Genomic DNA, 22525 nt, shown 5'->3' on the forward strand with positions numbered 1-22525 from the left:
GCGGTCAATCTCTACACCGCCATGGGGGCGGGCTGGCAGGGTGTGGCCGTTACCGCCACCGCGCTGCCCGTCTCGCTGGAAAAGCAGAATATCCTCGCCCGCGCCTTCAAGGAGTAATCGGATCGCCTTTCTTTCTGTCCTGACAAGGAAGAAAGGCCGACCGAACATGCCGCTCCCCTTGCGTTCAGCCCCGGTGTCAGCTTGATTATCCAGCATAATGACATCGCCCTTGTTTTTGCACAAAAGACCCCAGGCTGACGCACGCCCCATTCTTCACATAGCCGCGAAGAAATAAAAACCATATCTTTATTAAATCTTCACTCTTTATCCGCATGAAAATGCCGGCAGATATCCGGCCTTATGCGCAGAATGGTGAAAAATTTTACCTTATATTTACTTCAAGTCGGTATCCAGAAAAAGAAATATCCATTTTACGGACTCTTTCTCTGGAGAAATATCGTGATTCTTTATTCTTCAGTTAAACGTTTAACGAAAACTGAAAATGGAAAAGTTCTTATTCCAGAAGATGTTTTCAAATTCCTGATAACCGCCTACCTCAAGACCGTACCGTTCGACGAAGCAGCCTATCTACGGGCGAATCCCGATGTGGATGCCGCGATCCATCGCGGCGAACTAAAAAACGGCCATGACCATTTTATCCAGGTCGGTTTCTTCGAAGGCCGCGACACCGACGGCAAGGAATTCGACGAAAAATGGTACCTGAAGAATAACCCCGATGTCGCCGCCTCCGTCCTACGCGGCGAATGGACCAATGGCAAAATGCATTGGCTGAATGTCGGCCGTGCCGAGTTACGGGCCCCCTCCAAGACGCTGGAACCGGTCTATGACACCTGGCGTGGCTTCTGCGCCGCCTGACGTCCCCATGACCGAACAAGCCGACCGCATAATGGAGACGACGATCGACGGCTTCGTGCGGGACATCGCCGCCCGGTACGGCGACGTTCTTTCGTCTCGCTACGAAGAACTGGAAGGCATTCCGCAAACCCCGGAATCCATCCTGCCCCGGCTGGAATATCTGCAACGATCGCATCCAAGCACGCGCGACATCACGCTGGGTATCGGCTTCTGCCGCCTGGCACTGCACGAGCCACGCGCTTCGGAGGCTTTCGAATTTCTCTCTTCGGTCACCCCCTCGCCACTGGCGCGATTTTTCCTGCTGATCACCCGCATGCGTTTCGGCGCCCATGATCGCGCCTTTGTCGAACTGCGGGCTCTCCTGCGTGAAACCGCCGTCATTTTTCCCGATATCGCCTTTTCCCTTTTCAGCGCCGTCGCCGAAGCCAATCGCTGTTCGGGTTGGTGCGCCATGCTGCCCGACGGGCGCCTCGTCGTCGGCCTGCCGGATCATGCCGCCCACGACCTCATCCTGCGCCATGACGGAAAGGAACGCCCCGCCGACCTGGCCTTGCTGACCCGGCTATCCGGCTATCAGGTCTGGGCAATCGGCAACTTCATCCTGCCGCCCCACCTGCCGCGCATCGACATCCTTCAGGAGGGCCGCGACCTGCTCGGTAGCGGCATCGATAGCCGGACAGTCTGGGCCTTCGAAGGATTCATTGAGGGCACCGCCGAGGGACTGAGCGGATGGTGCCGCTACCCCAACAATCCGGGAGCCGCCGACCAGATCCATGTGCGCGCCGTTCAAGACGACCACATGCTGTTCGATGCAACAGTCGGGCTGCCCGACGACGAAACGCTCCAGCCCGAAAAGCCGCGCACGGACTTTGTCATTCCGTGGCAGGCCCTCCTGGGCGCCCGGACACCGGCGGTCAAGGTCACAGACCGCCTCGGCCGCGCCTTCTACGGCAGCCCGCTCGACCCCCTCGCCGGCGGGCGCTATGCCCGCACCCAGGCGGAATGGGTCGCCTCCTTGTTCCCCAGCGCACATCCCACGGCAGTACGGCCCAGTTTCAATCAACCCTTCCCGACCCTCTACACCCCCCTCTTCACAGTGCCCGAAGCCGCGGCTCCCACCATCCCTGCCCGTCAGGTCGCGGTCATCATTCCCGTCTATCGCGGCTACGAAGTCACCCGCACATGCATCACGCTGGTCCTCCAGCATCGTGGGCCGAACGAACGGATAGTCATCGTCAATGACTGCTCTCCTGATGAACGGATCATCGCCTTTCTCGACACACTGGCCGGGCTCGATGGCGTCACGGTCCTGACTAACGCCCGCAATGGCGGCTTCACCTTTTCCGCCAATCGCGGCCTGCGCGCCGTGGAGCGGGATGAAGACGCCATTCTCCTGAACAGCGACACACTGCCACCCCCGCACTGGATCGCGGCCTTGCGGCGCACCGTCTATCGCGCGCCCGATATCGGCACCGCCACACCGCTCTCCAACGCCGCAACGATTTTCAGCTACCCGAATGCGCACGGCCAGAATCCCGTACCGGCCTATGAAGAGGTCATCGAGACGGCGGAGCGCCTCGCGGCATGCGAGAACGACGCCCTGATCGACGTCCCGACCGCGCACGGCTACTGCATGTATATCCGCGCCGATTGCCTGCATCAGACCGGCCTGCTGCGCGAAGACGTCTTCGCACAAGGCTATGGCGAGGAAAATGACTTCAGCCGCCGCGCCGCCGCCCTGGGCTGGCGGCATGTGGCCTGCCTGCAAACCTTCGTCGGCCATGCGGAAGGACAGTCCTTCAGCGCCGTCCGAAACGACCTGATCCGCCGTAACCTGGCAACCCTCAACGGCCTGCACCCCGGATATGACCGGATGGTCCAGGTCTGGCAGGCGCGCGATCCGCTACGCCCCTTGCGCCGGGATCTCGATCTTTCCCGCCTGCGCCACGCCATCGCCGGGCGCCCCGTCGTGGCGCTGCTGACCCACGACCGCCAAGGCGGCGTCCAGCGTTTCGTGACCGAGCGCGCGGGTGAAAACCTGGCCGCCGGCCATGTGCCGCTGATCCTCTCGCCCCACCGTTCAGGCAGCGGAGACACGGGCTGGACGATCATCCCCTTCCTGCCGGAGGATTATCCGAACATCACCGCGCCGAGAAAGGGCGCGGAGCTGCGCACGCTGCTGCTCGATCTGGGATGCGACAGGATCGAAATCCACAGCTATATCGGGTCCGGAATCCGCGACGTGCACTGGGTCTCGCGCAGCGGCATCGATTATGCGGTGTATCTGCATGATTATTCCTGGTTCTGCCCACGCATCACGCTGGTGTCGCACAACAATCTTTATTGCGGCGAGCCGGCGCACGATGTCTGCCAGCGCTGCATCGCCGATCTGGGGCCCCTGAACAGCGACGACGCCCCCCTGGACCTGCTGCGCGACCTGAGCGACGATCTGTTCCGACGCGCCGGCGCCATCATCGCCTCCTGCCAGGACGTCGCGGACCGCTATCGCCGCCACATCGACACCCCGATCACCCTGGGCCAATGGGAGCCGCCCGTCCCGACCCGCCCCGCGACCTTCCTGCCGAAGGCGCCGGACGAGATACGGCGCATCCTCCTGATCGGCGCCATCGGGATCGAGAAGGGCTATAATATCCTGCTCGCGCTGGCCCGGCATGTCGCGGACCACGCCCTGCCGATGCGCTTCGTCATCATCGGCTACACCTGTGACGATCCAAGGCTGCTGGCCACCGGCGTCGTCGAGATCACCGGCCGCTATGGCGAGCACGAACTGGCCGCCCTGATCCGGCGCCACCCGTGCGACTGGGGCTTCCTGCCCGCGATCTGGCCGGAAACCTGGTCCTATATCCTGACCGAATTCTGGCGGCAGAATGTGCCGGTCATCACCTTCGATATCGGCGCGCCGGCCGCACGCGTCAGGGCAACGGGCACCGGCCTGACCGTGCCGTTGCACCTGCCCATCGCCTCCCTGGCCACCGTGCTGCTGACACCCTGGCTGCTCCGCATCCATTGACCCAGGCCGACGACAAGGACGCGATCATGACGCCCATGGACCAGCCGGCGGAACAACCGGCCTCGAAACCCGCTTGGTGGCGGTTCGACGCCGCGTGGTATCGTCGCCGCTACGCCTTCATCCCCGCCATCGCCGACCTGCGGGATGAGGCGGACATCCTGGCCTTCTACAAGGAATGCGGCGAACCCCTGGGTCATTCCCCCAACCCGTTCTTCGACGAGGAATGGTATCGCCAAGCCTATGCCGACATAGACGAGGCTATTCGCACACACCAGGTCCCGTCGGGCTTCGCCCATTATTGCGCGGAAGGCTTCAGGGACCGCAATCCGAACGGCTTCTTCGACGAACTCTTCTATCGGGAAACCCAGCTCGGCCTGTCGCTGGAAGAGGTCGAACGTCACGGCCTGCGCAACGGCTACGATCATTTCCTGTCCTACGGCGCCGGGGAAGGCCGGGATGCCTCTCTGTTCTTTTCCACCGCGCTCTTCCTCAAGGAAAACCCGGATTTCCTCCATGACACGCGGCTCGGCCCATTCATCGCCTTCATGGAAAACCTGCACGCGCCAGAGAACGCCGTCCGCCGGACATCCTGGTTCTTCGATCCCGTCTGGTATCTGCGGGCCTATCCCACCGTCTCGGACCAGATACAGGAGTGGGGGCACCCCCTGCGCCATTACCTGATCACCACGACGCCAACCGCTTTCGATCCCCTGCCGTTCTTCTCCGAACGGTTCTATGCAACCAGCCATCCGGACGTGGCCCATGCCGTTGCGACGGGCACTTTCCGCAACGGCTACGCGCATTTTCTGCAATACGGCCAGCAGGAAGCACGCCGCCCCCATCCGCAGGTCGATCTCGCCGCCTATGCAAAGGACCCCGGCGTAATCGAGGCGATCGGCCTGGGGGGCTACCCTACCCCCTTCGCCGCCTATGCCGCCCTCTCCGGCACACTGCCGGACGGCAAGAAACCTGCGGAAAGCGCCGAACTGCATTGCCGCCGCGCCTTTCGCTTGCTGGCCGATGTACGCACCAGCACCCTGATGGCCCGCCCTCTCGATTTTTCCTGCGATCTTCCCGATTTCAGCGTCGTCATGGTCGTCCACAACCAGTTCGCCTTCACCATGACGGCGCTGTCCTCGCTGCGGGCCACCTATCCGGGGCCGATGCAGGTGATCCTGATCGATGGCGCCTCGCGAGACGAGACCAGCCGGATCGAACGATATGTCCACGGGCTCGACATCGTCCGGCTGGCCGACAATATCGGCTTCCTCGCCGGCTCCAACGCCGGACTCGCACGGGTCGCCGCACCCTATGTGCTGTTCCTGAACAACGATGTCGAGGTCTTCCCAGGCGCGATCGCGGCCGCACTACACCGCCTGCGGCAGGAGGCCCGCACCGGCGCCGTCGGGGCGAAGCTGATCCGCACCACCGGCCAGCTTCAGGAAGCGGGCAGCATCATCTGGAATGACGGCACCACATCGGGCTATCTGCGCGACGCCTCCCCGTTCTGCCCTGAAGCCAATTACGCGCGGGCGGTCGATTTCTGCTCCGGCGCATTCCTGATGGTCCGTACCGAACTGGCGAAGGCACTGCACGGCTTCGATCCGCATTTCAGCCCGGCCTATTATGAGGACACCGACCTCTGCGTCCGGATCCGCCAGCAAGGCTTCGACGTGCTCTACGACCCCGACGTAGCCGTACTGCATTACGAGTCCGGCAGCGGCAATCCGGCGGACATCGACACCATCCTGGGCCGGAATATCGGCAGGTTCTTCCACAGACACCGCGACGAGATCGAGGGGTACTACACGCGGGACAGCGCGAACCTGCTGAGGGCACGCACCAGTACCAGAACGCAAAAACACGTCCTGTTCATCGAAGATTACCTGCCCCAACCGGCCATCGGCGCGGGCTTTCCCCGCTCGAACGACATCGTGCGCCTGATGGTCGAGGATCTGGGCCTGCATGTGACCGTCTATCCGGTCTTCCCGCCGCGCGAGGCCCCGGCGGGCCGTTATCGCGACCTGCCCGACCGCGCGGAAATCATCTGGGACCGCGGAATCGCCGACCTGGACGCCTTCCTGCACGCCCGATCGGACTATTACGATGTCCTGTGGATCGGCCGGACCCATAATGCCGCCCGTCTGCGCCCGATCATCGCCGCCTGCCGCGCCGCGCTCACAGACTGCCGCATCATTCTCGACACCGAAGCCATCGCCTCGCTACGCGAACGGGGCCGGATGCAGTTGGAGAACCGGCCGGACCTGCCCACGCTGGCGACCATGCTGCGCCATGAATTCCGCGCCACCGATTTCATCGACCGGTTCGTGGCCGTCAGCCAGGCCGAAGCCGACCTGCTCGCCCCGGAGGTGCATTGCGCGGTCGCGGTACTGGGCCATGTCAAAACGCCCTCCCCGCAGCCCCGCCCCTTCGCCGCCCGCGCACACTTCCTGTTCGTCGGCGCGATCCAGAACCCGCAATCCCCCAATCTGGACGCGCTGACATGGCTGAACGACCAAGTTCTACCCGAATATGGCCACCTTCTTCCCCCCGAGGCCCGAATCCGCGTCGCGGGCCATCTCGCGGAGGGCATCGACCTCGCTTCGATCCTGACGCACCCACGCTTCGACCTGCTCGGCTTCGTCGAAGACCTGGGCCCACTCTATGAATCGCACCGCGTCTTCATCGCCCCGACCCGCTTCGCGGCGGGGATTCCCTACAAGATTCACGAAGCCGCCGCCCATGGCCTTCCCATCGTCGCCACCGACCTCCTCTGCCAGCAGATCGGCTGGACCGCCGGATCGGATCTCGCCTGCGCGCCGAGCAATTCCCCAGGCACGTTCGCGGCTGCCATGAATGAGAGCTACACGGACGAAGCGTTATGGAACACGCTGCGACGAAATGCAGTTCACCGAATCTTCATGGAAAACAGGAAGAGTACATCTCTCGACATTCTGGAATCGCTCCTCGACTGAAGACAGAATCCGTCCATCCCTACCTCACAGGGCTCTCCCGACACCATGCCGTAGCTTCCACACATTAGCAGATGCAAGAGCCATTTCTTAAAGACGAGAGACCTGCAATGACCGAGAAAAACGGGTGGTTCGACATACATTTCCACCCCACGGACAGGCTGGAAGATTTCGGATATCTGCCGGAGCCCCATAAAATTGCCTACGGAAACCCTCTTCTGAGTGCGCCCACCCCTGCCATTTTAAATGAGGATAGCATCGGGGACAGGACGATCATCGACAGTCATCACAGACGGGATTTTGTTCCCGGTATAGAGTATTATTGCCTTCCCGGCAAAAATCTCACCCTGGGTAGCGCAGGATTCATAAGAAATGAATCCAACTATATTTTCTCAAATTCAAATATTTATTCCACATTCGTCTCCGGTGCCATTATTGATTCTCTTCCGCAGAGCTGGCGAGGATCCATTTTCAATAAAAGTTCCGAACCGGTCTTCCATGACGAACCCATCGTAATCCTGATCAATTATCCTTTCGTCTACGGACATGTTCTTCTGGAAATGTTTCCGAAAATCTATGCTTATACCAAACTTCAGGAAATAGGCATACGCTTCAAAGTCGCCATTCCCAAATCCATTCCCATATGGATGCATGACTTTGTTGATCTTTTCATAAATAAAGGTGATATAATATACTACGATCACGAAAACGTCGTCATTAAAGCAAGATCCTTTATCATGATCTCGACTCTCAATCGAGGATATATCTTCCATCCGGAAATGAATTGCTTAGTCGGCGAATCGATTCGTAAAATACAAACTATTTCTCACAACAAAGAAAATAAGAAAATCTATTTATCCAGAAGACTGGCACGTGCCAGCGAACGCGCTGTCGAGAACGAAGCTGAATTGGAATATTTTTATTCCGGCATCGGATACCAGATCATATACCCCGAGCAACTTACCCCCAAAGAGCAAATCTACATTTTTTGTCGTGCAACAAGAATAGTAGGTGTCTTCGGTTCCGGTCTTCACAATACCATCTTCTCACCCAGAGGTGCAAAAGTGCTTTGTATCGGATGGCTGAACGCAATCCAATCCTACATTTCCAACTTGAGAGGGCATACAATAGCCTACTACCTGAATGGTGCTGAACACGGAACCAAGATCGACATCCGGAATATCGAAAGAATAACAAGTCAGTATCTGTCCTAAAGGCATATTCTTCCATCATGCCCCGACCCGGCAAAGGGCTTGCTGAGCCTTCGCATCGCAATGTCCCCGGCAGACTCTCTGCCAAGTGAATCGCTCAACTGCGAAATTTTGCGACAAGCAGCATCAGTCCTACCGTCCGATATGCATTCGTTAAGATCCTTGCCCGATCATCCAGCTTCCAAGGCTGCTTGAAAGGTCCAGCCGAGCGAGGACGCCTCGCCGCTTTACGCCCGGTGTGTCTTTCTGATCCTCGGGCGAGGGGCGCGCGAAGGACATGCCGGCAGGATGACTTCGCAAGACGCCTCCCGCTCTATCAGGGATGGTTGCAAGTAATGAAACACACGCGTTTCAGAGACATGATCCTCATCGTCGGGCTATCGTCCTGCACCCTCGCCGCGGCATCGGGCACCTTGGGAACACACCCCGGTGGTCCGGGGTCCCGACCAGACGGCCGACATGACGTTCTCATCCATCAGGACGGCTCAATACGGCAGCAGGGCCCAATACCTGCCTCCGGCCCTGATAGCCAGACCCTGATGATCTCGAACGATAACGGAGGCCTGGACGTCAATCGTTCCAACAACTGGCAGGACGAGTCACCCGTCATGTTCCTGCATCATCACATGACCCATCCGATGGATGCAACGAATGGCAGCGGAAGCAATGCGCTCAAGGCCGAGTGTGACCAGAGCGCGATGCAAACCAGACAACCTTACTATTGTGTCAATTCGATCATGATCGCGCGCGGCTATGCGGGTTGGGACAATAATTCGGCAGGCAATTTCTTCGCTATACGGCCATCCGATGCGCTGGCAGATGGCAACGGCCGTCGAAACCTCATAAATGGCGCCGATATCGGTGTTCGCGACGAGACCGGTTCAGAGGATGGCGGCGGCATGCTGGGCATGGAAGTCGATCTCTATGCAGATGGAAAGGACGTTCATCAAAATCGCATGGTCCAGATGATCACGATCGGCGGTGTAAAATCGGAAGCAGGCATGACGGTGAACGAGGGTCTCGAGATCGCCGCAGGTCAGAATTCTTTCAATTTTCCAGTTAATATATCGGGAAAATTCAACAAGGCGGCCTTCGCATCATGGGCGGCCACCCCAGCCTGCCGAGATCCGAACGATCTCGGCACCTGTGCTCCTGGCCTTTGGCTTGGCGACAACCAGCGAATCGTCCTGGATCAGGGACAGGATACATATTTCGGTTTGAACAAGAAAACCGTTCGACTGGACTGGATTGTCAATAATCTGATGGCCCTGTCGTTCGATCGGAATGCCAATGCCGAAATTCGACAAAACCTGAAGGTCGATGGCTCATCCGCGCTCGACACCGGGCGCATCACCACCGACGGAGACGGCAACCTGATTGTAGCCTCCCTGCGTTCCGGCGCGGTCATTGCGACGCACGAAAGTCATTTTTTCTACGATACCTATACCGATCCAGAAGTTGGTATTCGTCGTGACGCCAAGTTCGGAAGCCAGGGCATCTCGTCGATCGGAGATATCCACACCAACGGAGATATGGCGGCACGCGGGGATATCAGCGCCACCGGCTACATCAATATCGGCACGCACAGAAAAAGGGAGCTTCTTGTCCGATCGGTGCCGGACGGAACCATCGCATTCTGCTCCGATTGCCGGCTCAACCAGCTGAAAGGCGTATTCGCCGTCTACCATCTGGATATCCGGACGTGGACGGATGCCATGAACAATCATCTTAGGTAAAACATTTTCGGATTTTTTAGATTACTGCCCGTATAGAGTGACAGTAGGAATAACGGGCGGTCCCACGAACTGAAAGCGATGATCGAACGGAGTGCGAGCCCTATAGAAAGAACCGCACCTGCGAAATACTGAGATACCGACCGCATCCCGGAAGGGATATCGTCATTTTTCTCACGTTTTTATCTATTCCTTTTATCGCAACACATTCCCTGCTGGCTGTCGTTCCACTGCCAATAGACCGGACAGTTGTTTCGCCATTCCCATCTTCAAGAATGATATCGAACGGAAACAGCCTGTCCTTAACACCCTCCTGATCGAAGCGATTGACGACTACTATTTCCTTCAGGGCGATGCCCTGACCGAAATCGGCACTCCACCATGGAGTGTCCTGATTGGCAGTGTGGTTGTAATTGTCTGGTCTCATCGAACCATTGATCAGCAGAGAAGAATCATCCTTCGTATTTTTTCTGATTGCCCAAACAGGATCGACGGAACTCTGCGATGTCTCGATATGTCCTTCATATTCCGGCAATGCAGGCATCTCTCCATATATCTCTCTTCTCTGGAAATGATCTCCTCGAACCCGATTCGAGATATCAGGGTATTCGTCTATTATTTTTCCAAAATCCCTAGCTAGCTCCATCGTGTATTTAAGCACCATCTGGATGCACTTATCCTTGTAGTCCACGATTTCGGTATATTTCAGTTCAATTCCCAGATAAAAACCGGAGTCTTTTTCGAATAAATTCGGATTCGGCTTGACGAAAAAAAAATCATTATTTTTTAATATAGCTTCAGTATTATTAACCAAGACATTGAATGGATGGATGTAATGGCTTCCCGTCCCCTTTTCTGTTTCCGCTCGGCCTGCGGCGGTAATTTTCAGCCGTCCTATCACCCACTTATAGATATCCTGCCATCCCGACCGCCTGGGATAATGAGAGATAAAGACATTGTCCGACCTCAAGGAGTTCATCGGTACGCCATCCAGATATCCGCAATGGTTTCCCGCATGAATGGAAACCACCCCTTCGAGATTCCCTCTGACGATAACCTTGAAGACATCGAGAGGATTTTTTGTCCGCCACAAAAGCCTGCGTGGAACGTTTCTTTCATTACCGTCGTCAAAAATACTGTCGGTATAATTGAACATATCCAGTGAAACGCTATCGAAATTCTCCGGAATCCCCTCCAGATAGCGTTTCAGGTCATTGTCGACGCGCCTGACATCCACAAATTCATCCGCATCGAAAAACAGAACCCAGTCAGCGCAAAACTTATTTTTTGCTAGATTATATAATACGGTATTTCTATTTCCTTCATCAAATATCACACACCGCCTCTCTATAATGGAAACGGGCAATCCTTCTTCGATCAGTGAATAGACAATTTCCGCCGTATTATCATTACTTCCATCGTCCATCACAATAACATGGTCAACAAGCGCCAGATGATGCCGAATGACGGATTCGATAATATCATTTTCGTTCAAGGTTCTTGTTACGCCGACCAGTTTCATGTCATCCATCCATCACACATTCCGTCATCGCCGTGGAATCGGGGCGGATTCCACCTGCCCGGCGGACCGGAACAGATCGGGCATTCAAACCAGATTCATCTTTACAAATGGTTTGCGACCGAGGGGACGGGCCGGAATAACCAGCCCGTATCAGATGGATATGGTGGAAAACAGCTCAGCAGTTTGCGCTAAGGCGGCGACGCGGCAACAAGACGCCACGCCGCCTACCGGCCTTACGACCAGCGCCAGGCCTCGATTTCCGGCAGGTCACGACCATGTTCCGCGATATAGCGGCTATGATCGACCAGCTTGTCGCGGATGGCCTGCTTGGCATAGGCGGCCCGTGTGGCCAGCCCCGGCACGCGGTCGATCACGTTCGACACCAGATGGAACCGGTCGAGATGGTTACGCACTACCATGTCGAACGGCGTCGTGGTCGATCCTTCCTCGCGGAAACCGTGGACATGGAAATTCCGCGCATTCGCCCGGCGATAGATCAGCTTGTGAATCAGTTGCGGATAACCATGGAAGGCAAAGATCACTGGCCTGTCGAGGGTAAACAGCGCATCGAAACTGGCATCGTCCAGCCCATGCGGATGCTGGCTGGGGGAATCCAGCGTCATCAGGTCCACGACGTTGATCACGCGCACCTTCAGGTCCGGCGCATGCTCGCGCAGCAGCTTCACCGCCGCCAGTGTCTCCAGCGTCGGCACATCGCCGGCACAGGCCATCACCACATCGGGCGTGCCACCTTTGTCGTTGCTGGCCCACTCCCATATGCCGATGCCCGCCTCGCAATGGCGGATCGCATCATCCAGCCCTAGCCATTGCGGCTCGGGCTGCTTGCCGGCCACGATCACGTTGATGCGGTCCCAGCTTTGCAGGCAGTGGGCCGTCGTCCACAGCAGGGTATTGGCATCGGGCGGCAGATAGACGCGGACGAATTCGGCCTTCTTGTTGATCACATGGTCGATGAAGCCAGGGTCCTGATGGCTGAAGCCGTTATGGTCCTGGCGCCAGACATGCGAGGTCAGCAGGTAGTTCAGCGACGCGATCGACCGGCGCCACGGCACTTCGGCCGCCGTCTTCAGCCATTTGGCGTGCTGGTTCACCATCGAATCGACGATGTGGATGAAGGCCTCGTAGCAGGACAGGAAGCCGTGCCGCCCGGTCAGCAGATAGCCTTCCAGCCATCCCTGGCAGGTGTGCTCGCTCAGGATCTCCATCACATGGCCATCGCGCGCCAGATGGTCGTCATAATCGAACGTCTCGGCGTTCCACGCTCGGTTGGTGACATCCAGCACCGCATTCAGACGGTTGGAGTTGTTCTCGTCCGGCGACAGCACCCGAAAATTGCGCGCCTCGAGGTTCAGCTTCATCACATCGCGCAGCCATTCGCCCATCACGCGCGTGCTCTCGCCGGTCTCGTGCCCCGGACTGGTGACCGCAACCGCATAATCGGCAATATCGGGCAACCGCAGCGGACGCTTCAACTGGCCGCCATTGGCATGCGGATTGGCACTCATGCGCAGCGTGCCCGAAGGCGCGAGGGCCGCGATCTCGGGGAACAGCCGACCTGACTCGTCGAACAGATCGTCCGGCCGGTAGCTGCGCAACCAGGTCTCCAACGCCTGAAGATGCCCCGGATGCGTCAGGTCGGAGAACGGAACCTGATGCGAGCGCCAATAGCCTTCGGTCCGCAGCCCGTCGATCTCCTTGGGGCCGGTCCAGCCCTTGGGGCTGCGCAGCACGATCATCGGCCAAGCGGGGCGTTCCGTCTTGCCGTCCTCGCGCGCCGCCTTCTGGATGGCGGCAATGCGGTCGAACGCCAGATCCATGGCCGCCGCCATCTTCTGGTGCATCGGGTCGGGGTCATGCCCTTCGACGAAGATCGGATCATAGCCGTAGCCACGCAGCAGCGCCGCCAGTTCCCTCGGCGCAATACGGGCCAGGATCGTCGGATTGGCGATCTTGTAGCCATTCAGATGCAGGATCGGCAGCACCGCGCCATCCGTCGCAGGATCGACGAATTTGTTGCTGTGCCACGAAGTCGCCAGCGGCCCGGTTTCCGCCTCGCCATCACCGATCACACAGGCGACGACCAGATCCGGGTTGTCGAACGCCGCGCCATAGGCGTGGGAAAGCGAATAACCGAGTTCACCACCCTCATGGATCGAACCCGGCGTGGTGGCTGCCGCATGGCTGGGAATGCCGCCGGGGAACGAGAACTGCTTCATCAGCCGTCCCAGCCCGTCCAGATCCTGCGACACCTCAGGGAAATATTCGCTGTAGGTGCCTTCCAGATAGGTGCTGGCGATCAGGCCCGGCGCCCCATGCCCCGGCCCGGCAATGAAGAGCACCGAAGTCTCGCGCGCCCGGATGATGCGGTTCAGATGCAGCCAGAGGAAATTCAGCCCCGGCGTGGTGCCCCAATGGCCCAGCAGGCGCGGCTTGGTATGTTCCAGTTGCAGCGGTTCGCGCAGCAGCGGGTTGGCCATCAGATAGATCTGGCCGACGGACAGGTAGTTGGCGGCATGCCACCAGCGGTTGAACAGGGCGAGTTCAGTTTCCGAAAGAGGCGCGACCGACGGAACCTCCGAAAGGGGCTCGTTCATTTTCGTTCCTTCCCTTTGACGTTGCCGGCGGCATCATGCCTGTGCCGGACTATGCCTGCATGAGACTGGCCGCGACGTGACGCCGGATCATGCTTTCCTCATCCGTCGGGATCACCCGCACCTCCACCGTGCTGTCCGGCGTGCTGATCACGGCCGCATGGGCATCATTGGCGGCCTGGTCCAGCCGCACGCCCAGCCAAGCCAGGCGGGCACAGGCCGCCTGCCGCATGGCGGCGTCATGCTCGCCGATCCCGGCAGTAAAGACCAGCCCGTCCAGCCCGCCCAGCACCGGGATCATGGCCCCGATCTGCTGCACCAGCCGATAAGTGAACATCTCCAGCGCCTCGCGGGCCGCCGCATCGCCCGCCGCGCGCTCCTGCAGGTCCCGCACGTCGCTGGATACACCCGACACACCCAGCAGGCCGGCCTGATGATACAGCACCTTCTCGATCCCCGCCGCATCCAGCCCTTCGGCGCGCATCATGTACAACAGCACACCGGGGTCGATCTGTCCGCAGCGCGTGCCCATCACCAGCCCGTCGAGAACCGAAAACCCCATCGTGGTTTCCGTGCTGCGCCCCGCCGCCATGGCGCACAGGCTGGCACCATTGCCCAGATGCGCGACAATCGTGCGCCCCGCCGCCAGCCGGGGCGACAGGCCCGGCAGGCAGGAGGCGATATATTCGTAGGACAGGCCATGGAAACCATAGCGCCGCACACCCTTCGCCCCATAGCTGGCCGGCAGGGGCAGGCGCGTCGCGGTGTCGGGCAGCGTGTGGTGAAACGCGGTATCGAAACAGGCGATCTGCGGCAGGTCGGGCTGCAACGCCAGCAGTACACGGATCGGCCCCAGGCTGGCCGGCTGATGCAGCGGCGCCAGCGGCGTCAGCGCCTCCAGCCGCGCAAGCGTCTCGGGTGTGATGCGGATCGGCGCCGCGAATTCAGCCCCGCCATGCACCACACGGTGCCCCACCCCCAACAGCGGCACATCGCCCAGATGAGAGGTCACCCAGTCCAGCAGGCAGGCTACCGGGCCGTGATGCGGGTCTTCACCTTCGGGGGCGGGCGCCGGCCACGTCTGGTCGACCAGCACCGCACCATCGGCACCGGTGGCCCGAAAATGCGGATGGGTGTTCAACCCTTCCAGTTGCCCATGCGCGATACGGCGCGCCTCGGCTCCCGGCTCCTGATGAAACAGGGTGAACTTTACGCTGGAAGAACCGGCATTGAGCGCCAGAATTGCCGTCGCCATGGAAGCCCCATTCCCTTGTTGTCCGTCAAGCCGCGCATCCTAACGTCCGACAGGGGCGAGGATCATTGACTCGTATCAAGATTCCCAAGGGGCGCGTTGTTGTTCTTTTTTGAAAAAAGAACCAAAAAACTCTTATTCGGTCAGGAGCCATGTGCTTGAGCCATACGAAGGCCCTGAACGAGCAAAAGTCTTTTTGCTTCTTTTTCTTCAGAAAAAGAAGACCTTAGGCAACATCCCGCAACACCCGAACAGCCCGTGCCCGCGCCTGCGCCGCATCACGCCCCAGGGCGATCAACGCGGGAATCTGCACCGGCCGACGCAGCACACTCAGCAGAATACCCCCCAGCCCGATCCCGCCATCAGGCTGCAACGCCAGCACCGCCGCCGGCGGCAACGAACGCCCGGCCGGGTCGCACACCACCCGCAGCACGGCGAACGGCAGACCCGCCCGTTCCGCACCCTCGGCGACAAAACCGCTTTCCATATCCAGCCCGGCGCAACCGGTACTGCGGAACAACGCGCCCTTGCGCCCGGCGGTCGCCACGATATCGTCGCTATGCAGCAGATCGGTGCTCACCCGGTCGGGCCGTCCATCGCCCAGCCACGCAAGCAGCCGGGGCGCCGCCGCCAGAAGCCGCCCATCGGGCAGCCGCACATGCCGGGGCACCAGCACCGCACCGGGCCGCAGATCGGGGTCAAGACCAGCCGCCAGCCCAAAGGAAAGCAGCGCATCCACCCCCTGCCGCACCAGATCATCGACGGCGGCGCGCGCCCCTTCGGCCGTGGCACCGCTGATGCCGACCCGTGCGGCAGGCATCGCGGCCCGGACCAGAGCGGCCTCAGCCTCCATCCCGACCACGACACCCAGGCACGCGGCCGGCGGCACCTCAGGCCCGGTCACGCTCAGAAACCGAACGCGACGCGGCGGGTGTTGCTGGATTCCAGATTGCGGTAACGCGACAGCGCCATCAGCGGGAAGAACTGCCGATAACCATGGTAGCGCAGATAGAAAACCTTGGGGAAACCGACGGCATTATACGGCTCCTCGTCCCATTCCCCGTCTTCCTTCTGGGTCCGGGCCAGATAGGCCATGCCCCGCGCCACGGCGGGGTCGTCACGCAGGCCGGCGGCCATCAGGCCCAGCGTCGCCCATGCGGTCTGCGACGGCAGGCTCTCGGTATAGATGCCCGGCGTCGCGCCCTCGAAGGTGGCGCAATCCTCGCCCCAACCGCCATCCTCGCGCTGGACGGAGCGCAGCCAGTCCACCGCCCGTACGATGGCCGGATCGTCATGCGACACGCCGGCCACGTTCAGCGCGCACAGCACCGACCATGTGCCATAGATGTAGTTGGTGCCCCAGCGGCCGAACCAGCACCCCTCGGCCTCCTGATCGGAGCGCAGGTAAGCGACCGCCCGCTCGATCACCGGCCGATCCTCGGGGTGGCCAAGCTGGGCCAGGAACGAGACGCAGCGCGCCGTCACGTCGGCGGTCGGCGGGTCCAGCAGCGCGCCATGATCGGCAAACGGGATATGGTTCAGAAAATCCATATTATTGTCGATATCGAACGCGCCCCAACCGCCGTTGGTGCTCTGCATGCCCAGTATCCACTGGCGCGCACGCTCGATCGCATCATGATGGGCCGGATCGCCCTCGCGATGCAGCAGCATGCCGACCACGGCCGTATCGTCGACGTCCGGGTAATAATCGTTGTTGTACTGGAACGCCCAGCCACCCGGCGCCACATCGGGGCAATTGATCGCCCAGTCACCCTTCACGTCCAGAATCTGCCGGCTCCGCAGCCACTCCGCCGCGGCGGCCAGCTTCTTCTTCGTCTCGTGAGGGCGGATGCCATCGGGGCCGGAGGCCGCCTCGATCATCGCATGGCCGGCCAGACCGGTATCCCAGATCGGCGAGACGCAGGGCTGGCAATAGGCCTCGTCCCCATTCTCCACCAGCAGCCGCCGCACCGACTCCCACGCCGTCGCGGCGCGCGGGTCGCTGTCGGGCACGCCCAGCGCGCGATACATCATCACGGAATTGGCCATGGCGGGATAGATCGCGCCCAGACCGTCCACCCCGTTCAGACGCGGCTCGATGAAGTCGACCGCCGCCTTGATCGCCCGGCGCCGCGTCGCCTCGGGGATCAGCCGCTCGCCGGGCCGCACCACCTTGTCCACATATTTGAACACCCGGCCCAGCGCCGACCGGTAAGGGCCACGGATCCAGTCCCGCACCTGCGCAGGCGGGGTGACGAACAGTTCGGGCACATGCACGTCGCGCGGATTGACCGCGCGCGGCCTCAGCGCCGCCAGCACCAGCAGCGGCGCGATCACCGTCCGCGACCAGTAGGACATGTTCCAGACCGAAAACAGCGCCTTGCGCGGCAGCAGCATCAGTTCCACCGGCATGGCCGGCGTCGCGTGCCAGGGCACCTCGCCGAACAGCGCAAGCTGGAAGCGGGTAAAGACGTTGCTGCGCTCCGCCCCGCCATGGTCCAGGATCGCCGCCCGCGCCCGCGCCATGTGCGGCGCATCGATGTCGTCGCCGATCGCTTTCAGCGCGAAATACGCTTTCACGGTCGCCGAAAGATCGAACCGGCCGCCGTGATAAAGCGGCCAGCCGCCATGATCGCCCTGGATACGCCGCAGATAGACGCCGATCCGCGCTTCCAGATCCGGCTCGATCCGGTCCAGATAATGCTCCAGCAGAACATATTCCGCCGGAATGGTGGCATCGGCCTCAAGCTCGAACACCCAGTGCCCGTCATCGTTCTGCCGACGACCCAGTGCCGCATGGGCGGAATCGACCGCCTGGTCGATTTCGATCATCGGCACCACCGGGTCCGCCGCACCGGCGGAAGGACGTTCAAGGGTATCGGTCGCGTTCACCATCATTCCATTGTCTCCCGCCCCATCGGCGGGACCTGTCCAAAATGCCAGCCATTCACAATTCCGGCGGCTGGCTCATCGCCGGAGAGGGTCGCGGACGGCCCGGGCCGCGGTCACGCCGGACCTGATCGCACCTTCGATTGTCGCGGGCAATCCCGTCGCCGTCCAGTCCCCAGCCAGAAACAGGTTGTCCAGCGCGGTGCGCACCGGCGGCCGCAACCGCTCCTGGGCCGGGGTTGCGGCAAAGGTGGCGCGCCGCTCACGCACCATGCGCATGGGGGGCATGTCCAGCGGAAGAGGCCGCGCCAGGGCCGGTTCCACCGCCGCGCGAACCTCGTTCCAGATCACGGCCGCCAGTTCGTCATTGTCCCGGTCGGCATAGCGGTTGGCGGCGCTGACGGTCACCGACAGGATATCGTCCTTCACGAACACCCATTCGCTGATCCCGCCGACGACACCGATAAAGCGGGCACGCTCCAGCGCCCCAAGGGCCACAGGCGCCGGATCAAGCCGGAAATGGACGTTGACGATGCTCTCGAAGGCATCAGGCACGCGCAAGTCCGGCAGCACACTCCCCAGCAGATCGGCCGCCACGGGTGCCGTAACGGCCATGATGAGACTATCGTCCTCATCCAGCGTCACTTCGCCGTCCGGCAGGCGCAAGCCGGTGGCACGGCCATCGGCGGTCGTAACGCCCGACACGCGGCACCCGGTACGCACCTCCGCCTTCATCAGCGCCAGATGGTCCAGCGCCGGATCGACGAAACTCTCCGACAGGCCGACGGCAGGGAAACGCGGCAGGCAGGCCCGCCCCCCTTTGGCCAGGCTTTCACGGATCACCGCCCCCAGCAGGGCGGCGCTGCCGGTCTCGCACAGCGTGTTCAGGGCCGAAATCGCGAACGGCTCCAGCAGCCGGGTCGAGAGCATGCCCGGCAGCAGGCGCTCCGCCACCGTCTGCTCCGGCGTCGCCTGCATCAGCCGGGTCAGCGACCGGATCTCGCCCAGCCGCATGCCCGGCACCCGCCGGTGCTTCGACAGCAGCCAGAACGGGATCAGCCCGCGCGACAGATCCAGCGTCCAGCGCGAGCGATCCCCCAGATCGACGAAGGGAAAGATCGGCCGATCAGGACCGACCAGCGTCTTCTCCGCGCCGATCAGGCCCAGATAGCGGAACACCGCATCATTGGCCGACAGCAGCAGATGGTTGCCATTATCGATCCGGCAGCCCAGATGCCGGTCGTGATAGGACCGCGCCCGCCCGCCACAGGCCGGCCCGGCCTCGTAGACCGTCAGCCGCCCGCCGCTGCCCGCCAGTTCAACCGCCGCCGACAGGCCGGCCAGGCCGCCACCGACGATATGGACATGCCCCGCCATCGTCCTATCCAACCAGGGCCCGGGCGGCGATCAGCAGCTTGCGCGGCCGCGAGAGCGACACCCGCCGTTCCGGATGGCGCCAGCCCTGCCGCTCCTGCGCCGTCAGGATGGCGCCGTAGGTCGCCCCCATCAGCCGGGCCGGGCGCATCGCCAGTCGGTTGCAGCGCGCCATTGCCCGATGCGCGGCGCGGAAATGGTCGCGCGCCCGCCCTGCCAGCACCCGGCACACACCTTCCAGCCCTTGGGCGCGCGGCGCCCGCGCAGGGTCGAGCGGCACATTGAAGCGGGTCAGCAGTTCGCGCGGCAGATACAGCCGGCCGAGCCGCGAATCCTCCGCCACGTCACGCAGGATATTGGTAATCTGCAAGGCGCGGCCCAGATGGTATGCCACACGGTCGGCCTCTTCCGACGCATCGCCGAATACCCGCACCGACAGGCGCCCCACCGCCGAGGCCACCCGGTCGCAATACAGGTCGAACGTCGCCTCGTCCGGCGCGACGACGGGGCCGCGCGCATCCATCATCATCCCGTCGATCACCGCGTCGAAATCCGCCTGCCGCAGCGAAAAACGGGCGATCACCACCGCCAGCACCCGGTCCAGCGCATCGTCGGTGCGGCCTTCAAACAGCCCGGCAATCCGCTGCCGCCAGGCTTCCAGCCGCGCTTCCTTGTCATCGACCGCGCCTTCGTCATCCGCCACATCGTCCACCAGTCGGCAGAAGGCATAAACGGCATACATACCGTAGCGCCGGTCGGGCGGCAGGATACGCATCCCCTTGCCGAACGAGGTTCCCGACGCGCTCACCACCGCCTCGACCTGCGCCAGATCGGCCGGATCGCATCCCAGGGGAGGCGCCTGAACCGTGCGTGCCCGCGTCAATTCCATTCCCGCCTTCCCGCTTCCATCATCCGTTCACACCGCAGCAGGGTTTAGGGCGGATTGGCGCCCAAGACAAAACCCCATCCATCAGGGCAGTACGCGCAGCGCGCCCACCAGCGCGCCGACGGCATCACCCCGCGTCAGTTTCACCCGGCCGGCCAACGGGTCCTGGCGCCGCAACCGCGCCGCCAAGCGGCGCGCCAGACCGACGATCACGGCACATTCCAGCCGCATGCGCCGGTCACGCACCAACCCAGACAGCCGCCCGGCCTCATCATTCAATGCATCCACGCGGTCCAGCAGGGCGTTCATCACCCGCCGCAACCCCGGCGAGGCATGGCCCGCCCGCAGATCGTCCACCGATGCTCCCTCGCGCGCCAGCCAGGACAGCGGCAGATAGCAGCGATCCAGCGTGCGCAGATCATCCGCGCAATCCTGCAAATGGTTCAACACCTGCAAGGACGTGCACAGCGCGTCGGATGGGCCGAAGGTCGCAGCACTCTCGCCATGCAGTTCCAGCAGGAAACGCCCGACCGGATTGGCGGAATACCGGCAGTAATCGGCCAGTTCCTCCCAGGACTCATAGCGGTTCTTCACCGCGTCCTGCCGAAAGGCCACGATCAGGTCGGTCGCGGTTTCGACCGACACCCCGGTCACCGCCAGCGTCCGCCCCACGCGCACCGCCGTCTGCGCGTCACGGCGCAACGGGGCCTCGCGCCGGCCCCGCACCACGTCTTCCATTGCATTCAGCCGCGCGATCTTGGCCTCGGGCGTCAACCGCTCATTGTCGACGATATCGTCGATCACCCGCGCAAAATCATAATAGGCATGCACGTGCGGTCGCAGCCGCCGGCTGATCAGCAGTGAGCCGACGGGAAAATTCTCGTCGGAAGCCCCCTTGCCGGACGACACATCCTCGGTTCCCCACACGTCCTGATCGGTCTGCGCGGCGGTATCCTGCGGGTTCTGGGTCGCGTTCACGTGCTGTCCTGTCATTTTGGCGGGGCATTCCCGTTCGGTTCGCGATAGGCGCGGCTTTTCCACACCACGCCGCGCCCGCGATGATGGTCGATGGCCGACCCGATGGTGGCGGCGGTATAGAACACCGCGACCAGCGGCAACAGCAGGGCCCAGGCCGGCGAAAGACGGAAGCGCCGCAGAGTCGGCACGAAGGACGCCATCGAGACGACCCACGCCACCGCCCCCAGCAGGCGCGGCAACCCGTGGCCGAATAGCGCCAGCAGCACGGGCGCGATCCAGACAAGCGCCATGCCCAGCACGGTGCCCACCAGCATCAGCGGCGAATAGCGCAACTGCACATAGGCGGTCCGCGCCACCATGCGCCAGATGTCGGCCGGGTGCGGATAGGGCCGGATCGAACGCGCCAGCCGGCTATGCCCGAGATACAGCCGTCCCCCACTGCGCTTCACATGCATGGCCAGGGTGCAATCGTCGATCAGGGCCCCGCGCAGCGATTCGATGCCACCGATGCGCGCCAGCGCCTCCCGATGGATCAAAATCGACCCACCCGCCGCCCCGGCGACGCGGCTGCCCGGATCATTGACCCGCGCGAACGGATAGAGCAGCGCGAAGAAGAAGACGAAGGCCGGCACCAGCATTTGTTCCGCAACACTGGCGCAGTTCAGCGCGACCATCTCCGACACCATGTCCAGCCCGTCGGTCCGGGCCTTGGCCACCAGGGTCGCGATATGCGCCGGGTCATGCGTGATGTCGGCATCGGTCAGGAACACATACCCCGAATCCGCAGGCACCTGGCGCCGCACCTCGGCCACGCCCTGCGCCACCGCCCACAGCTTGCCGCTCCACCCGGAAGGCCGCTCGCCACCGGTCACGACGGTCAGCCGGCGCAACGGGTCGGGCACCGCGCGGGCCAGATGGCCGGTCCCGTCGGTGCTGTTGTCATCCACCAGAACCAGCGACAGCGGGCCGGGATAGGACTGCTCCAGCAGCGACGCCACACAGGCCTGCACCGACCCGGCCTCGTCGCGGGCCGGGACGACGATGCAGACCGGCGGCCAATCGTCCCCGGCAATGGCAACCGGGTCCAGAATCGGCCCACCTTGCCAGAAACGACCATGAAAACAGATCAGAACCAGCCAGACCAGGGCGCAGAGCAACGCCGTCAGCAGCAGGACCATCGTCTTGGCAT

At 61.8% G+C, this 22525-nt stretch carries 14 protein-coding genes; 5 read left to right on the forward strand and 9 right to left on the reverse strand.

What is annotated here, in order from left to right:
• Positions 1-459: 459 nt before the first annotated feature.
• From C7453_RS18580 to C7453_RS00020, 5 genes are all read left to right on the forward strand, one after another.
• Positions 460-876: a hypothetical protein gene (locus C7453_RS18580; protein WP_141289122.1), complete on the forward strand. Its 417-nt coding sequence runs from the start codon at positions 460-462 to the stop codon at positions 874-876.
• Positions 877-883: 7 nt separating this feature from the next.
• A complete protein-coding gene (locus C7453_RS00005; protein ID WP_170143069.1) occupies positions 884-3907 on the forward strand; it encodes a glycosyltransferase in 3024 nt (1007 codons plus the stop codon).
• A 26-nt stretch (positions 3908-3933) separates the two neighbouring features.
• On the forward strand, positions 3934-6882 hold the full coding sequence (locus C7453_RS00010) for a glycosyltransferase (RefSeq protein ID WP_141289128.1): 2949 nt from the start codon (positions 3934-3936) through the stop codon (positions 6880-6882).
• A gap of 107 nt (positions 6883-6989) precedes the next feature.
• Complete coding sequence (locus C7453_RS00015) at positions 6990-8093, forward strand: glycosyltransferase family 61 protein (RefSeq protein WP_170143070.1); 1104 nt, start codon at positions 6990-6992, stop codon at positions 8091-8093.
• Between the two features lie 536 nt (positions 8094-8629).
• Positions 8630-9826 carry a hypothetical protein gene (locus C7453_RS00020; protein ID WP_114724909.1) on the forward strand — a complete coding sequence of 399 codons (1197 nt, stop codon included), beginning with the start codon at positions 8630-8632 and terminating at the stop codon, positions 9824-9826.
• A gap of 100 nt (positions 9827-9926) precedes the next feature.
• Here C7453_RS00020 and C7453_RS00025 read toward each other — a convergent pair whose 3' ends face one another.
• From C7453_RS00025 to C7453_RS00065, 9 genes are all read right to left on the reverse strand, one after another.
• Positions 9927-11354 (reverse strand): glycosyltransferase family 2 protein, encoded by a 1428-nt coding sequence (locus C7453_RS00025; protein WP_114724911.1) that lies wholly within the window; start codon positions 11352-11354, stop codon positions 9927-9929.
• A 224-nt stretch (positions 11355-11578) separates the two neighbouring features.
• Entirely contained in the window at positions 11579-13960 is a 2382-nt protein-coding gene (locus tag C7453_RS00030) for a phosphoketolase family protein (protein ID WP_114724914.1), read from the reverse strand.
• A 49-nt stretch (positions 13961-14009) separates the two neighbouring features.
• Positions 14010-15212 carry an acetate/propionate family kinase gene (locus C7453_RS00035; protein WP_114724916.1) on the reverse strand — a complete coding sequence of 401 codons (1203 nt, stop codon included), beginning with the start codon at positions 15210-15212 and terminating at the stop codon, positions 14010-14012.
• Between the two features lie 223 nt (positions 15213-15435).
• On the reverse strand, positions 15436-16062 hold the full coding sequence (locus tag C7453_RS00040) for a phosphorylase family protein (RefSeq protein ID WP_114725905.1): 627 nt from the start codon (positions 16060-16062) through the stop codon (positions 15436-15438).
• A gap of 53 nt (positions 16063-16115) precedes the next feature.
• On the reverse strand, positions 16116-18041 hold the full coding sequence (shc, locus tag C7453_RS00045; protein ID WP_245948731.1) for a squalene--hopene cyclase: 1926 nt from the start codon (positions 18039-18041) through the stop codon (positions 16116-16118).
• Positions 18042-18176: 135 nt separating this feature from the next.
• Positions 18177-19475, reverse strand: coding sequence for a hydroxysqualene dehydroxylase HpnE (gene hpnE, locus C7453_RS00050; protein WP_114724920.1), 1299 nt, complete (start codon positions 19473-19475; stop codon positions 18177-18179).
• A gap of 4 nt (positions 19476-19479) precedes the next feature.
• Positions 19480-20361, reverse strand: coding sequence for a presqualene diphosphate synthase HpnD (hpnD, locus tag C7453_RS00055; protein ID WP_114724922.1), 882 nt, complete (start codon positions 20359-20361; stop codon positions 19480-19482).
• A gap of 81 nt (positions 20362-20442) precedes the next feature.
• Positions 20443-21336, reverse strand: coding sequence for a squalene synthase HpnC (gene hpnC, locus C7453_RS00060; protein ID WP_245948649.1), 894 nt, complete (start codon positions 21334-21336; stop codon positions 20443-20445).
• Between the two features lie 11 nt (positions 21337-21347).
• Positions 21348-22514 (reverse strand): glycosyltransferase, encoded by a 1167-nt coding sequence (locus C7453_RS00065; RefSeq protein WP_114724926.1) that lies wholly within the window; start codon positions 22512-22514, stop codon positions 21348-21350.
• Between the last annotated feature and the right edge of the window lie 11 nt (positions 22515-22525).

The organism is Gluconacetobacter liquefaciens, from assembly GCF_003350405.1.
Lineage (GTDB): Bacteria > Pseudomonadota > Alphaproteobacteria > Acetobacterales > Acetobacteraceae > Gluconacetobacter > Gluconacetobacter liquefaciens.